Genomic DNA, 15,350 nt, shown 5'->3' with positions numbered 1-15,350 from the left:
TATGAATGAGTTATTTTTAAATGAAATGTCTTTAGAAGGACAATTTGATACTATTGATGAGTTTTTAGATGCATGTATTCCATTTTTTAAATGTATGAACTTTATAAATAAAGAAAATGAAGGACTTAATGAAAGAAAGTGGGAATTATTAAAACACTCACAATTATATGAAAGGTATATTACTAAGGAATTTAAATTTAATGATATAAGAGGTATGAAAGGTGATAAAATAAGAAAACTTAAATCAGTTCTGTTAAGGACACTTGATTCCCCGCCATTTTGGGATGTGGATTTTAGTAAATTTGCTCAAGATAGTAATAAAAGATATTGTTTTAAGGAAATTGACATATCAATGAGCTCTCTATCTGAAGCAGCGGAAAGAAATGGACAAGTTATTTCTTTTTGTAATGATAAGTATATAGACTGTAATATTCTAGTTAGTAATGGAGAAAAGTTTTTTACAGTAATATCCTCTGTTAATATAAAACATTTGTTAAAGTCACTTTGGAATGATAAGAAGATAGATGTATATACTTTTTTAAAATTTTATTTCGATGAATCAAGGTTGGACTTTAGTAAGTTTGAAAAAAAATATGGTTTTGATGAGTTTGAACTTTCTGAAGTTAATGAATGCTTTGAAGCGTTTGAACTTATGGACGAGCTTGAGAGTTGGGATGATATATATATTCATAATGCATTGCATTACAAAGCGTATAGTCCATCTTCTAAAAAAACAAATTGGTTCGCAGATACACAGTACGAAAAAAAGCATATAGATAAATTTAGATGTGGAAATCCTAAAAGATGCTTTGGATATAAAGAAGGAGAAAAATTTTATGTACTGCGTATGGAAAGGGACCATAAAGTAAGCGATAATGGTTAATACATAATTTATTAAAACTTTATTCAGGTGTTTAGTAAGATCAATTAAACTTCACCTGTCAATTGAGAGGCGTTACGAATTTATCAATTACAATATATGATACAAAACAATTTATCAAAGGCTTAAAGTAAACAATAATATACTTTAAGTCTTTTTCTATTATATTAAATCCTAATATCAAATAACTAAAAAAATGTGTTATAATTATAAATAAAAGAATAATATGGAAAAATAGGCTTGAGGTGTAAGATTAATGTCAATTTTTGATAAACTCTTAAATAAAAGAACAATAACTAATCCAATATTTCTAAAAGAATTTGAAGATAATAACAAACAATTGCAAGATTTAAACGATCTTTTAGAAAAGGTTAGTAGTGATAAGAAGAATTTAATTAATAGAGATATATTTTTTATAAAACAGGAATTATATGGAGAAAAGAATGTTTATAATGAACTTAAAAATTCTTTTATACCTATGTTAGCTGTTCATGATATTAGATTAGAATTTAATGATTATGTAGCTCAATATGATTTTATACTTATAACTGCCAAGTGTATTTTTGTTTTGAAAACTAAACAGTTAAATGGAGATATTGATATAACTGAGGATGGAGATTTTGTAAGGATAATAAAAAATAAGGAAGGTAAATTTTTAAGAAAGCAAGGCATGTATAATCCTATATCAGCAAATGAAAGGGATGCACATATCCTTGAAGAAATTTTACATAGAGAAAAGCTTTTAAATAGTATTACCTTAAAACCTATAGTTGTAATATCTAATCCAAAGGCTATTATAAATAAATCCAAGTGTCCTGAAAATATAAAGAGTAACTTATATAAATATGATCAAATTTCAACTTTAATTAAGAAAGTATTAGATGATAGTAAATATGCTAATGAATTAAGTGAAAAAAATATGTATGAGATTGCAAATTATCTAATAAATAATAATAAAGAAGAAAATATTGATTATATATCTAGATATTCTTTAGATAAGATAGAAACAAAAAACGAGAATTTAGATAAAATTAGAAATTTACAACTAAATAATGTAGAAAAACATGTAGATTTAAACGAAAAAGAGATTTAATTAAGTCAAAATAATGATAATCCTAAGCAAAGTGAAAAAAGCAATAATAATGAACACTCTGAAGTTTATGAACTACTTAGAGAGTACAGATGGAATAAGTCAAAGGAAGAAGGCTTTAAACCTTATATGGTTTTTAATAATGAAGAATTAAATTCTCTTGTTGAAGCTAAGCCAAAGAGTAAGGAAGAGCTTTTAAAAGTAAAAGGATTTGGTACTAAAAAAGTTGAAAAGTATGGAGATGCAATATTAGAAATTTTAAATAAGTAAGGATTGGGAAGGCGTGAGATAATGCAGCTTAATTTAGAACAGAAGAAAATTATTGAGAGCAAGCCAAATGGACATACCTTAATTAAAGGGGTAGCTGGATCTGGAAAGACGACTGTTGCTGTTAATAAAATACCATTACTTATTAGACATTATTGTGTAGAACGTGATGATAAGGTACTTATGGCAACTTATAATAAATCGCTTTCAAAGTATGTAGCATTTATATATGAAAATATTAAAAATGAGGTAAATGATCAAAAGAGTTTATTTGATGAGAATAATGAAGACAAATTAAAAATAAAGACTATAGATTCATTAATGTTTTATTATTTTGTCCAATATAAGAAAAAACATAAATTGAAAATGGAAATTGCGAGTCCTAAAGAAAGTCAGAATGCACTTATAGATGCAATACATTATGTATCAAATAAATATGAAGATATTAAAATAATTGATTCAAGGTTTCTTCAATTTATTAAGGAGGAAATATTATGGATTAAATCTTGTAATTATTTAGAACTTCAAGAATATCAAAATGTAGATAGAGTTAGTAGAGTAAGAAAAATCAATAATGATGGACCTCAAAAGCTTAGAAAAAATTCTAAGCAAAGAAACGCAATTTATGAAGTATTATTGAAATATAATAGTAATTTAGAGAAGATTAATAGGATGGATTTTCAAGACATGTCGTTATTAGCTTTAAAGCAGGCAAGGAAAAATCTAATTAATAAATATACACATATTTTAATAGATGAAAGCCAAGATTTGACAAAGGTTCAGCTTGAATTCTTAAAGACTTTATATAATGAAAAATCATATTCCAGCATAACTTTTATAGCAGATGTAGCCCAAAGCATATACCCACAAGCTTGGCTTATAAAAAATCGCTCATTTACTAGTATTGGCTATGATATGAAAGGTAAATCTAATTCATTAAGTAAAAATTATAGGACAACTACTCAAATAGCCCAAGCTGCATTCAGTCTTATACAGAAGGATGAAGATTTAATTGAAGATGATAATTTTGTTAAGCCAAACTTAATTGATAAGCAAGGAGAATATCCTAGATACAAAAATTTTGATAATAAAGAAGATGAATGCAGTTATATTTCAAGTTTAATATTAAAGGACTTACGAAAAGCTTATGATCTTAAAGATATTGTTATAATTGCAAGAACAAATACTCAGCTTAAGGAAATAGAGAGCTACTTGCAAAAACATAACATACCATGCTTATTATTTGATGGAAAAGATGAATTCGACTTTGCCAAAGAATGTGTAAAGCTTGTAACTATGCATTCTATTAAGGGACTTGAATTTAAAGTTGTAATAATGGCTGGAATGAACTCAAAAGTAATGCCATTATACTTAAGTAAAAATGAATTTGATGACGTTGAAATGTTGGAGTCAAGAGAAAGAAAGTTATTTTATGTTGGTATGACAAGAGCAACTGAAAAATTATTTATAACGTCAGATGGTATTCCTTCTAAATTTATAAAGGATATTGATTATAAATATTTAAGAGTAAAAGAAGACTGCTTAATGAGAAGAATTCATTCAATTAAAATAGAAGATTATTTGTTAAAAGATAGCATTACTGATATGTATTCAGAAGAAGAAAGAGTTAGACAATGGATATTAAAAGAGCTAAATGAAGTGTACAAATATCCATTAAATTTAATTACCATAGAACAAAAAATTAATATAGGTTCAAGTGTTAAGTTTGCAGATATAGCAATAGACATATATAGAAATAAAGTAAAAGGCCCTTACATTTTAGTTGAAGTTAAAAGGTGGGGAAATGGGTCAAAAAATGCATTATCACAACTTAAAAGCTATATGGCAAACTGCCCAAGTGCACAATATGGAATTGCTACAGATGGGAATGAACTTATTATAATAAATAAAGAACTAGAAGAAGTAAATGATATACCAAAATTCAGTTCATCAATGATACCATCGGCTCTTGAAACTATTGAATATATTAATTTAAAACGAAATATTTCTCATAAATTCATCAAAGACTCAGATTCAATAAGTGAAATTTATGTAGAGAATAATGGAATTGAAGAAAAAATTGAAAATATAAGATCTATACCAATATACAATGAAATTGCTGCAGGTAAGCCTATTTTAATAAATGATTCTTTAGAAGGTAAATATTTTTTACCTTCAGATTGGGTTGGAAATTCTCATATGTGTTGATTAACCAAAAAATAGAAGTGAAAATATATAAAAAATGAGGTCATTCTGTAGTAATATTAAAGTGCGAACCAAAATAATACTTAAGGAGAATGCCCTCATGAAAAATACTACCACTATATTTGATATATTTCAAACATTTTTAAGTGAAAAGGAAGTTGAAAAATTTAGTAAAATTTTAGAATATGTTGATACTGCAAGAAAATTCACATTATATGATTTAATAAAATTCTTTATTGCAGCAGCTACGAATGAATATAAGAGTTATAGGGATGGCGTTGAGCATATGGAATCAGTAGGGCTAACACCAGTTGATTATTCAACTATTTCTAAAAAAGCCTCTAAGGTAGATTACAAAATTTCTAAAACTTTATTTGAGATTATTGTTTCTAAATGTAATCGTAGAATGCGAAGAATTCTAAATTTGCCAAAACAATTAATAGCAATTGATTCAACTACCGTGACCGTAGGTGAAAACCGTCTTAAATGGGCAAAATTTAATGGGAAGAAATCTGGAATAAAACTTCATATATCTTTAAATATTAATGACTTTACACCACAAAAAGTTATTGAAACTATTGCTAAAAAGCATGATGGACCGATAGGTGAAGGTTTAATAGATGTACACTCTATTTTAGTTGAAGATAGGGCTTATGAAAATCATGAGAGATTTGATATGTTTAAAGAAATAAAACAATCTTTTGTTATAAGAATAAAAAATAATACAATACTTTCAAAACCAAAGAAATTGAGAAGTTTAGGAGTAGTAGAAAATTCTTCTGTAATTCGAGATGTTACATGTTATTTAGGAAAAGAGACTAAAAAAACTCAAAATAGATTTAGAGTAGTTGAATTTACTGATTATTATGGTAAATCAGTAAAAGTGTGCACTGACCTAATGAACATTACTCCAGAAAAAATAGCAGAAATATACAAGGAACGTTGGAAAATTGAAACCTTCTTTAAATTTATAAAACAAAACTTGAATGTAAAAAGAATATTTGGAACAACTGAAAATGCTGTCTATAATCAACTTTTCATATCATTGATAGCTTATGTTTTGCTTCAATTTACTTATGTTGAAACGACTAAAAATTTAAAATATGTTAAATTATCACTAATTCAATTTGTAAGAAAATTGCTTAAAAAAAGTCTTAAGGTCGAAGTCTATATATCTATTAACTTATTTTTGAAAAATATCAAAAATAAGTTAATAATTTAAAGTAAAAATTTGGTTAATCAACACTTGTGGGAAATTCTAATGATTTATTTATACTGAAAATAAAAGGTGACTCCATGATAAATAAAAATATTAATGATGGAGATTATGTAGTAATAAATAAACAAAGTGTAGCAGATATTGGGGACATAGTAGCAGTCGATATAGAAGGAAATGCAACATTAAAGACTTATAAAACCATGGGCGGTAAAATATTATTGATGCCTGAAAATGATGCTTATGAGCCATTTATGCTGGATGAAGATCAATTTAGTATTATTGGGGTGGCTGTTGGGATTATAAAGAATTAGTAAAGCTGAGGTTTTCTTTAAGTTGGAAAACCTCAGCTTTATTAAAAACATTCTAAGTTAATGAAAGGAATCAAATAAGGGAGTCAAAGAGTTATGCGTAAAGATAATTTACTTAGAGAGGAAACCCTAATAAAAGAGGCGGGCAAATTAATAAAAGCAAATAAAATGACTCAAAAATATCATAATAGTAGCTTTAATATTTTTACGGCACTAAATATTGAGAGAGATGAAGTGTTTACACATTCTAATATGATTTATGCCTTATTAAATCCTAGAGAAAATCATGGAATGGATGATATATATCTTAAGCTATTCTTAAAAGAAATTGGCATTTCTAAAACCTTTTTAAATTATTCCTGGGCTGTTGAAAGGGAATGGGTATTTGAAAATGGCAGAATTGACTTTTTTCTTAAATGCGAAAAGATGTGTGTAGCAATTGAGATGAAAATTGATGCAGGTGATCAAGATAAACAACTATTTAGATATGAGGAATATTCAAAAGGTGTCAACTCTAATTATTTAATATATTATTTGACTTTAGATGGAAAATATCCTTCAGAACAAAGCGCAGAGGGTATGGATAAGAGATATTTAAGATGTGTAAGCTTTAAAGAGCATATATTAAATTGGTTAAAAGCCTGTTTAGGAGCAACTAATCAAGATATGACTCCTCACAGCTTGATAAAACAATATTTATATCTTATTGAAAAGTTAGTAGGTGAAGAAAAAATGGCTGAAGCTATGAAAAGTATTATTAAAAATGCAGATGATTTAATGGCTGCTATTACTATAGCTAATGGTTTAAATGAAATAAAAACTGAAGTACTTGTGAATTTTATGGATGAGTTAAATAAGCAATTCATTAAGAAGAAAGTAGAACCTGTTGAATATAACAGAGAAGAAGCTGAAGCATATTATCAAGGAAGCTATGAGCCAGGCTTAGTATTTAAAATTAAAGAATACACATTAGCTGGAGGTAAAAAAGCCAATTTTTCAGTATGTATAGCAGTTGAGTATAATTTATATTATTATTTCGCTTTTATGGAAAATCATGAATATGGATTTTATCATTGTATGAATAGGGAAGAGTTTCAAAAGAAACATAGTAAAGTATTTAATGAATGTAATAATGCAATAGTAAATATTTTAGGAGCGATAAAACGCAGAGGTCCAGGTAGTCTTTTATGGGAATACGTTCTAGATAATAATGGTCATAATTATGATTTTAAGCATTTTTCAGATAACTGTGTGGAACTTAAAGATAACTATGTAGAAGAGGCAACAAGGATTGCAGATATTATAATTAATTTAAAGAAGACTGTAGAGAATCAATTACTTTAAAATAATGGTTATTAAATTTCTATATATAAATTCCATTATTTTAGCTAGTTTTATTGCCAGCATATTTATAATTTTTTAAAGCTAGTCACATATTGAAAACCTATGATTAATCAGCTATAATGTTGTTAATAATCAGAACAAAAGATAAAAGATAAGGTAAGGTTACTAAGATGAATAAAACTTTAAAAGAGTTAAACCTTGAAGATGATTTCCTATTTGCAAAAGTTATGAGCGATAAAGAAATCTGTAAGGAATTATTATAGAAGATTTTAGAGATTGAAATAGAAAAAGTAGAAATGGTTGAAGAACAGAAAACTATAGATTTGTTACTTGAAAGCAAAGGTATTAGACTTGATGTCTATGTTAAAGATGAAAATAATACAATTTACAATGTTGAAATGCAACGCGGAAAGCATAAGAATTTGCCTAAAAGACTACGATATTATCAAGGAAACATCGACTTAGACCTAATAAGTAAAGGTGAAGATTATAGAAAACTAGCAAAAAGTTATATTATATTTATCTGCACATTTGATTTATTTGATAAAGGACGTCATAAATATACTTTTCAAAATATGTGCTTAGAAGATAATAGTATAATGTTAAACGATGAAGCTCAGAAAATAATATTAAATTCCAAAGGAATTATGAATGATTTAAGTGATGAGCTATTAGAATTCCTTGCTTATGTAGAAGATTCAACAGATTATAAGGTAAAGCATGCTAAAGGAAATCTTGTTAAGAATATACATAGAAGAGTGAAGGAAGTTAAAAGTGATATTTCAGTGGAGGTGCACATCTTGAAAAAGTGCGGAGCACAATTAAGAACTTACATGACTTTATTGGAAAGAGATAGAGAGAAAATTGAAGAGGGAAGAGAAGAAGGGATCCTTTTAACAAAAAAAGTTTTAAAGCTTTCAAATTCGGGATGTACAATAAGCCAAATAGCAAAAGAATGTAATATATCTGAAGAGGAAGTAAGAAGAATACTAGAATAATAGGATGAAGAAAGCTAAGAGTTATTAACTGCAAGGGTGGGGGATATGCAATTCCTAAAAGAGTACGAAGCACAATTTGGAATTTATAAACAATTGGAAAGAGATAGAGAGAAAATTGAAGAAGGAAAAATAGAAGAATTAAAAGAAATTATTCAGGATAATTTGAGGGAACTTGGAAATGTGAATAAAAGTGGATCTGTTTTTTGAAGATACTTTGCACCCAGAAAAAACAATATCTTAAATCCTATAGGGATTTATTATAAAGATTCATGAAATGGAAACTAACATAAAGAACCAATTAAAGTATGATCAACGCACTTTATTTGGTTCTTTTATTATTACAATAAATAAAAAAATGAAGATTATAGTAATTGAGTGAACCTCTATTTCATCTCCCTATGATATTCTAAGTATCAAAGGGGGGATTTACAAATGAACTTTTGAAGAAATAGGTAATTGCATGAATTAGCAAATGTTTTAATTATCTAAATATGGAATACGTTTATTTTGATAAAGTTAATTACTAATGGGAAGATGGATTAGTGGATGAAGTTAGAAGAACATATCCTAATACTTTTGTGAAGATTCAAATATTAGATTCGCATTTAGAAGGAAATAATAAAATTATAGATGATATGGCAATTATTAAAGCTATAGATGATAATAAAAGCGCAACAAAAGAACTTATGAATTGCAGTGAAGGGACAGTAGTGTACCATACAGCTAATGAAAATATAATTATTGAAGTGAAGAATATTAGAGCTTATAGAGGTAGAATATAAAGATGGACTCTTATTTGCAAATATAGAAATTAATTATAATTTAAAGATATGGTTAAAAACTTAGAAGATAAACTTATACCATTGATTTATAATGTGGGATTTTTAAATTAATTCCTGTATTAAATTTTTGATATATTAAAAATTATAGCATTAGAATTTAGCAAGTTGATAGATATATAAATAATAATAATTGGACATTGAATTAGGTAAGCTGATATTTTATTAAATTTAGAGAATCTCAGCTTTTTTCGATAACTATAAATAATTAAGTATTACATATGATAGAGAATTAGAGTGGATTATGCTATAATTTGTTTACAATAAATTCTAATATAGGAATTATTATTAAGGAAAATTACAGAGTTGCAGATGTAGATCATAATTAAGCTTTTATTTTAGATATGCTAGAAAAAGAATTTGAAAAAGGGTAAGGTGGAATAATGTCAGTAGAGAAGTATATTAAAGAAAATGTTAAAATCCTTGGAGATAAGGTTTTTATAGCGCCAGATATACCGGAAAAGAAAATAAATGGTGCGATTTCTGGTATGGCACAAGGATTGAATCCAGATTATGTTTTAGGTATTGTAGACACAACAATATTTGGCAGCGCTAAAGAGGGATGTTTATTTACAGGAGAATATTTATATACAAATGCATTAGGAGCTGGCACTGATAAAATTCAGTTAAGTACAATTTCTAAAGCAGAATATATATGTACTGAAGTAAAAAAAGATAATGGAAAAATCGAAGAAAAGAAGGAAGTTATTTTTCATTTTAAAAATGGAGAAAGCAAGAACATTACTGATAATATTAGAGGTATTTCATATGAAAATTTTACAGAATTAATTAATGGAATAGTTGAACAAGCACAAGATGAGAGTGACTTTGTTAGTACATCTCAAACTTGCCCTTTGTCAATGATGGATATAGGTATAAAGAAAGCTTACATAAAATTAGTTTGTAACTTTACTTTTTCAGATGATAATGAGATAGATGCTGAGGAATACGCAGAAATTATATCACTTATTGTAAGAATTGAAATGGATGCAGATGACCGATTAGAAATAAGAGGATATATGACTGATCATACTAATGTCGAAAGCAATGAAGAGTTATTATCTTATTTATCAGAAAATGTAGAAGAAGTAAGTTATGACGTAGTTAAAAAATCTTTATTAAAGGATATTATCTATATTTTTAGAAAAAAGAATAAGGAACTAAGTTGGAAGGAAAATCAATTTATTGTTAAGTTACATAATGATCTAGAAATTGACGAGGAACAAGTTGAATATATTGTGACAGCAATAAAAAATGATGAAGAGATATTGGCTCAAAGGAAAAATGACACAGAAATTACGAAATCTATGAAGGATTTAGCATCTAAAGCAACTGCTGTTGGTGTTCCATTAGCTGCGGTTTATTTATCAGGATCAGTAATGGGGGTTAGTGCTGCGGGCATCACGTCAGGACTGGCATCACTAGGTATGGGAGGCATACTTGGATTTTCAAGTATGTTTACTGGAATAGGTGTTGCTGTATTACTTGGTGTTGGAACATATAAAGGTGTAAAGAGAATTACTGGATTAAGTGATTTAGAAAATAATAAACAAAGAGAAATGATGCTTCAGGCTATTATAAGAAATTCACAAAGGTCATTGAATTATTTAATTGAAGATGTTAATGAAATTACTAGAAGATTACAAATAGAAATAGAAAAAGGATTAGAATCGGAAGTTAAAATTAAAAAGATTTCTGCAATGATAAGCATGTTAACTAAAGGTGCACAAGTTACTTCAGATAGAATCCAATATGCAGAAACTGAAAAGATCATTAGTAAATTACCTGAAAAATTGGATCTTACACGTGTAACTGAATTAACAGAAGGAGCAACTAAGGAAAAGATACGTGATTTAATTTTATCTTGTTATCTTAAGAAAAAAATAACAAATGAAGAGGGGATTACTTCAGATTATATGGTATTAGATGATACAATTCCATGTAATAAATTACAAGAATTACATGATGCTTTTGAAGGAATTGGCTACTTTAATGTTGGGGATGCAGCAATAGCATCAGTAAAGGGCGCAGCAAAAAGCTTTATGAAAAGTATAATGGGATAATGCTGGAGGATTTATGTCAGATAATATATATAATCAGATGGTGAATGAGGCAGGAAAATCACTATTAGCTCAAAGAAATCAAATGGAAAATGCAGAAAGGCAATTAGTTAAAGCTTCTCAGGAAATTTCAAACTTAGAAGTATTAAATGATGAAAATTTATCAGAGCTTGATAAATTGCTACTGCAGGCAGAAATGCTTTGCTCTACGCAAGGTATAGATACATCTCAAGTATCTGAAAAACATATTGAAGAGGGCGAAAAGTTAGTTGCACTAACTGAGGAAGAAAAGGTAGATATTAAAGTGCCAGCATTTGAAGAATTAGTTACAATTGCAATTGATGATACAATAAGTTGGGACGAGTATCTTTCTAATATTAATAAGTTTGCACTTGAAAATAATATAGACTTAAAAGTTGATCCTTGTGAAAATTTGTTATCACAGAGTCAAAAAGCAGAAATAGCTGAAAGAATATATTCAGATTATACAATGAAAAAAGCTAATTGTGATAAGTATGATTATATGATTGCAGCCTTTTGCGGAGTTGTAGCTGGATTAATTGATAGCTTTTTTGTTGGAATGCCTGATCATAGTAAATTAGGTAAGTGGACAAATGATCAAACAGATGAGTTTGTTAAAAAAATTGCAAAGCTAAAGGGATGGAGCCCACCTGAAGGAGATAGAAATACTATTATTGCATCTGCTATAAAATTTTTAGAGGAAAAACATAAAGTAAACTATGATCAAGCAACTGGTAAAGCGGCAGGTGATTTACTAGGGATGAGCATGTCAAATCATCATATTAAATCATTAGGGCATGCTCCAGATTTAGTAGGATTAATTTTTGCAATTGTAGACCAATTTACTTCTACATCACATTTTGTGGATAATGGAAGGCTAATTGTATTTGATACAGAAACATCAAGATTACAAGGAAAAACATTTGTAGCAAAATTATTCTGCGGTTTTTCTAATTGGCTTGGACATTTGATTTCTGATGTTGCAGGAAGCTCGTCTGGAAGAAGAAGTAATCCTGATGGGTATGGTAGCGGAATACCTATGCCGTTTTTTGAACTATTTCAGTTATGCAATAAAGGCAATTTTAAGATTTATCCGGGTAATGACAAAAGCAATAAACCAACAGAAGTATCACTGGCTGATTTGTCAGTAAAAATATTTGAAAATCATTATGACGCTAGATTTGGTATGGCACAAGCTATTCCAGTTGTTATTAACGAAATATCAATTAGATTGCTATGGGCGATAAAAAGTAGATTTTATTCTAATAAGAGTTGGACGGAATGTATTCCAATTGGAAGTCATCCAGAATTAAGAAGAATGCTGTTAACAGGCCATGGAGTATTATGTTTAGTAGATGGTTTAGATGCTATAGCTCGTTCCAAAGGACAGATTTTATTATTTGCACTGCATCTTAATTTTGTGGCGTGGAAGAGACTCGCATTTTCTGGATTGATGGAAATTAGAGCATTATATAAAGAAAATGCTATTGATATAGCAGCATTAGATGAAGATTTATGGAATGAATGGAATAGTTTATATCAACAAAATTAGAAGCCAAAAGCCAGCACGTTCTCATGGATGAATATGATGACTACAGCAAATTTAAATTAGAAAACGTAATGGTAGGCAACGTAAAAGACAATATGCATTTAAAGATCTATAATGGTACTTCTTATTTTTGGATTATGAAGAAAATGAAGCAGATATTGTATATAAGGCAAATATTGATGATGAAGAAGTTATTTTCTATACACTTTTAGAGTTTCAATCAACTATTGATTATAGAATGCCTTTAAGATTGTTCTTCTATATTAATGAAATACTTAGAGAATACACAAAAAACTTAACAGAAGAAACCAAGAAAAATAGAAAAGGATTTAAAGTTCCATCAGTGGTTCCAATAGTATTATATAATGCTACAAGAAAGTGGAATGTACCGATTTATTTTAAAGATATAGTAAATAAAAATGAATTATTTGGTGAGAACATAGTAAACTTTAAATATTCCATTATTGATGTAAATCATCAATATACTAAAGAGGAATTAATAGAAAATAATAATATTACTTCAGCCATATTTTTATTAGATCAAAAGGTAGATCCATTAGAGTTTTTTGAGAGATTGAAGGCTGTAGCATCAAAATTTAATAAATTAACAAATAGAGAAAAAGAAATATTAAAGCATTGGCTTAGAAATACTGTTGATGAGACTATAAGAGAAAATGTGGTTGAAATATTAGAAGCTAATAGAGAAGGAGTGGAAAATATGGTGGCTAATAATGCATTTATGATTAAAGAGATGAAAGAAAAAGTGGAGAAAGAAGGAATAGAAAAGGGAATAGAAAAAGAAAGAGAAAGTTCTAGATTAAAGGATATAAGAAGAGTTAAAAATTTACTTATTAAAAAATTTGGAGATTTAAATAGTGATTATAATGAAAAAATAGAAAATTTAGATAGTGATAAATTGAATTTAATTATTGAAGATATTTTAGATATTGAAAGTATAAAAGATGTAGAAAAGTATTTTTAAAATAATAGAAATAGAGAGAATGTATTAAAATATTTTAATACATTCTTTTTTTACTAGTGTGCCCATGCTGGGCACACTAGCATAAGTTGAGATTTTCATATATTTAGAAAGTCTAAGCTTTAATTATATTACTGAATATAATTCTAACAAGAAATATGGTAATATATAAGTAAAATAGAGAATTTAAGGAGAAATAATGAAGGAAATTAATATATTTGAAATAGTTCCAGAAAACTTTTTTATTCCACTTTCCAGTCAAGGAAAGACTCTATATATTAAAATTATTTCTTTAATATATAAATTGGTTCAAAACGGTTTGTCTTATGGTATTGATAAAGACATATTAGTTGATGAAATTGAAGAATATTTAGGATTAATTAACTATGATATTGAAAATGAAGAAGATGAACAGTTAAATAATAATAGAGAAAAAGCAAATTATTTGATTAGAAAGCTAATTAATTCTGGATGGATTTATCCAGAACAGACTAATGATTATAAACAAATTATAAATTTTCATGATTATGCAATTGTCATTTTAGAAGCTTTCTTGAAAATCGTAAGTAAAGAATCTTTAGAGTATCAAGGAAATATAATAAGTATTTATTCTATGCTGTATTCAAATGAAAAGGCAGGAATTGTTATTAAGCAAGTTTTTGAAAATACTAAAGGAATTATAAGTGGATTGAAAAACTTGAATTCAAATATAAAAAAGTATATGGATAGATTAACTAAACAAAAAACACCGGAGGAGATTATGCAAGAGTTCTTCGGAAACTATACTAAAGAAGTTATTGACAAAGCATATCATAGATTAAAAACTTCAGAAAATGTCTCAAAGTATAGGCCTCAAATTATTGAAAAGCTTAATGAAAATTTAATTAGTAGTGAATTTTTAAGTGAAGCTGGAGAGTTTTATAGAGAAGATGAAGAATTGGGCTCATTAGATGAGGGAATAGAAAAAGTTAAGGATATAGTTCATAACATAATAAATGCATTTAATGAATTAGACGATATTATGCATGATATTGATAGTAAGAATGCTAAATACATAAGAGCAGCTGTAACTAGGGCTAAATTTCTACTTAACAATTCTAAAGATATGACAGGTATTGTAAAAGGAATTTTAGAGTACATAAGTAATGAATATAAAGAACTTGAATTAAGTTTATCATCAGATTATCTGGAGGAAGTTACAGACTTATTCACTTTGTATTCTTATGGATATATAGATGAAACTTCTTTATATATTGCTAATGAAGGAAAAAAATCCTTTAAGCCAGGTAAGATTTTAAGCGATACACTATCAAATGAAGAACGTCAAAGAAAGATTGACGAATTTAAGAAAAAGCAGGAAAAACAGTATTCTCCTAAGAAGGTAAATGAAATAGTTGATGAACTTTTAGGAGATAAAAAGATGGTTCTTGCAAGTGAAATTGAGATAAATAGTGTAGATGATTTTATTAAGATCATTTATATAAGGTTATATGGTAATCACATTTTGTCTAAATATTCCATTAACAGAAAAGATATTATTGCTTCGAATAATGGATTTACTTTTAAAAACTTTGAGATATGGAGGAAGTAA

General features: G+C 27.6%; 12 protein-coding genes and 2 pseudogenes. All 14 read left to right on the top strand.

The features are described 5' to 3' along the window. The first annotated feature begins 1 nt into the window (after position 1). Positions 2-883, top strand: a complete 882-nt coding sequence (locus ACJDTP_RS11550; RefSeq protein ID WP_406761286.1) for a hypothetical protein — start codon at positions 2-4, stop codon at positions 881-883. A gap of 253 nt (positions 884-1,136) precedes the next feature. Further along, positions 1,137-1,973, top strand: coding sequence for a nuclease-related domain-containing protein (locus tag ACJDTP_RS11545; RefSeq protein WP_406761285.1), 837 nt, complete (start codon positions 1,137-1,139; stop codon positions 1,971-1,973). A gap of 72 nt (positions 1,974-2,045) precedes the next feature. Beyond that, positions 2,046-2,240: pseudogene (locus ACJDTP_RS11540) on the top strand (HRDC domain-containing protein); the annotation flags it as partial. Between the two features lie 21 nt (positions 2,241-2,261). Continuing rightward, the gene (locus ACJDTP_RS11535) at positions 2,262-4,445 is read left to right on the top strand and encodes a 3'-5' exonuclease (protein ID WP_406761284.1); all 2,184 of its coding nucleotides are present in this window, start codon (positions 2,262-2,264) and stop codon (positions 4,443-4,445) included. Between the two features lie 97 nt (positions 4,446-4,542). Then, positions 4,543-5,664, top strand: coding sequence for an IS4 family transposase (locus ACJDTP_RS11530; protein WP_172462699.1), 1,122 nt, complete (start codon positions 4,543-4,545; stop codon positions 5,662-5,664). A gap of 26 nt (positions 5,665-5,690) precedes the next feature. Beyond that, a complete protein-coding gene (locus ACJDTP_RS11525; RefSeq protein ID WP_406761283.1) occupies positions 5,691-5,972 on the top strand; it encodes a LexA family protein in 282 nt (93 codons plus the stop codon). A gap of 93 nt (positions 5,973-6,065) precedes the next feature. Next, a complete protein-coding gene (locus ACJDTP_RS11520) occupies positions 6,066-7,313 on the top strand; it encodes a PDDEXK-like family protein (RefSeq protein ID WP_406761282.1) in 1,248 nt (415 codons plus the stop codon). A 170-nt stretch (positions 7,314-7,483) separates the two neighbouring features. After that, positions 7,484-8,311, top strand: a pseudogene (locus ACJDTP_RS11515) (Rpn family recombination-promoting nuclease/putative transposase). A 45-nt stretch (positions 8,312-8,356) separates the two neighbouring features. Continuing rightward, complete coding sequence (locus ACJDTP_RS11510) at positions 8,357-8,518, top strand: hypothetical protein (protein ID WP_406761281.1); 162 nt, start codon at positions 8,357-8,359, stop codon at positions 8,516-8,518. 335 nt (positions 8,519-8,853) lie between these two features. Continuing rightward, complete coding sequence (locus ACJDTP_RS11505) at positions 8,854-9,093, top strand: hypothetical protein (protein WP_023976876.1); 240 nt, start codon at positions 8,854-8,856, stop codon at positions 9,091-9,093. Positions 9,094-9,533: 440 nt separating this feature from the next. Beyond that, positions 9,534-11,213, top strand: a complete 1,680-nt coding sequence (locus tag ACJDTP_RS11500; RefSeq protein WP_406761280.1) for a hypothetical protein — start codon at positions 9,534-9,536, stop codon at positions 11,211-11,213. A gap of 13 nt (positions 11,214-11,226) precedes the next feature. Then, positions 11,227-12,783: a hypothetical protein gene (locus ACJDTP_RS11495; RefSeq protein ID WP_406761279.1), complete on the top strand. Its 1,557-nt coding sequence runs from the start codon at positions 11,227-11,229 to the stop codon at positions 12,781-12,783. A 127-nt stretch (positions 12,784-12,910) separates the two neighbouring features. After that, positions 12,911-13,762 carry an Rpn family recombination-promoting nuclease/putative transposase gene (locus tag ACJDTP_RS11490; protein ID WP_406761278.1) on the top strand — a complete coding sequence of 284 codons (852 nt, stop codon included), beginning with the start codon at positions 12,911-12,913 and terminating at the stop codon, positions 13,760-13,762. Positions 13,763-13,958: 196 nt separating this feature from the next. Beyond that, a complete protein-coding gene (locus ACJDTP_RS11485; RefSeq protein ID WP_406761277.1) occupies positions 13,959-15,350 on the top strand; it encodes a Wadjet anti-phage system protein JetA family protein in 1,392 nt (463 codons plus the stop codon).

This window comes from Candidatus Clostridium helianthi, from assembly GCF_045310795.1.
Lineage (GTDB): Bacteria > Bacillota > Clostridia > Clostridiales > Clostridiaceae > Clostridium > Clostridium helianthi.
This window is presented reverse-complemented; position numbering and strand designations above follow the sequence as displayed.

What these genes read in the sequence shown, in the direction of transcription:
- ACJDTP_RS11495 (WP_406761279.1), top strand. Translation starts at nt 11,227, where the DNA reads ATGTCAGATAATATATATAATCAGATGGTGAATGAGGCAGGAAAATCA.
- ACJDTP_RS11550 (WP_406761286.1), top strand. Translation starts at nt 2, where the DNA reads ATGAATGAGTTATTTTTAAATGAAATGTCTTTAGAAGGACAATTTGAT.
- ACJDTP_RS11520 (WP_406761282.1), top strand. Translation starts at nt 6,066, where the DNA reads ATGCGTAAAGATAATTTACTTAGAGAGGAAACCCTAATAAAAGAGGCG.
- ACJDTP_RS11510 (WP_406761281.1), top strand. Translation starts at nt 8,357, where the DNA reads ATGCAATTCCTAAAAGAGTACGAAGCACAATTTGGAATTTATAAACAA.
- ACJDTP_RS11500 (WP_406761280.1), top strand. Translation starts at nt 9,534, where the DNA reads ATGTCAGTAGAGAAGTATATTAAAGAAAATGTTAAAATCCTTGGAGAT.
- ACJDTP_RS11485 (WP_406761277.1), top strand. Translation starts at nt 13,959, where the DNA reads ATGAAGGAAATTAATATATTTGAAATAGTTCCAGAAAACTTTTTTATT.
- ACJDTP_RS11545 (WP_406761285.1), top strand. Translation starts at nt 1,137, where the DNA reads ATGTCAATTTTTGATAAACTCTTAAATAAAAGAACAATAACTAATCCA.
- ACJDTP_RS11530 (WP_172462699.1), top strand. Translation starts at nt 4,543, where the DNA reads ATGAAAAATACTACCACTATATTTGATATATTTCAAACATTTTTAAGT.
- ACJDTP_RS11535 (WP_406761284.1), top strand. Translation starts at nt 2,262, where the DNA reads ATGCAGCTTAATTTAGAACAGAAGAAAATTATTGAGAGCAAGCCAAAT.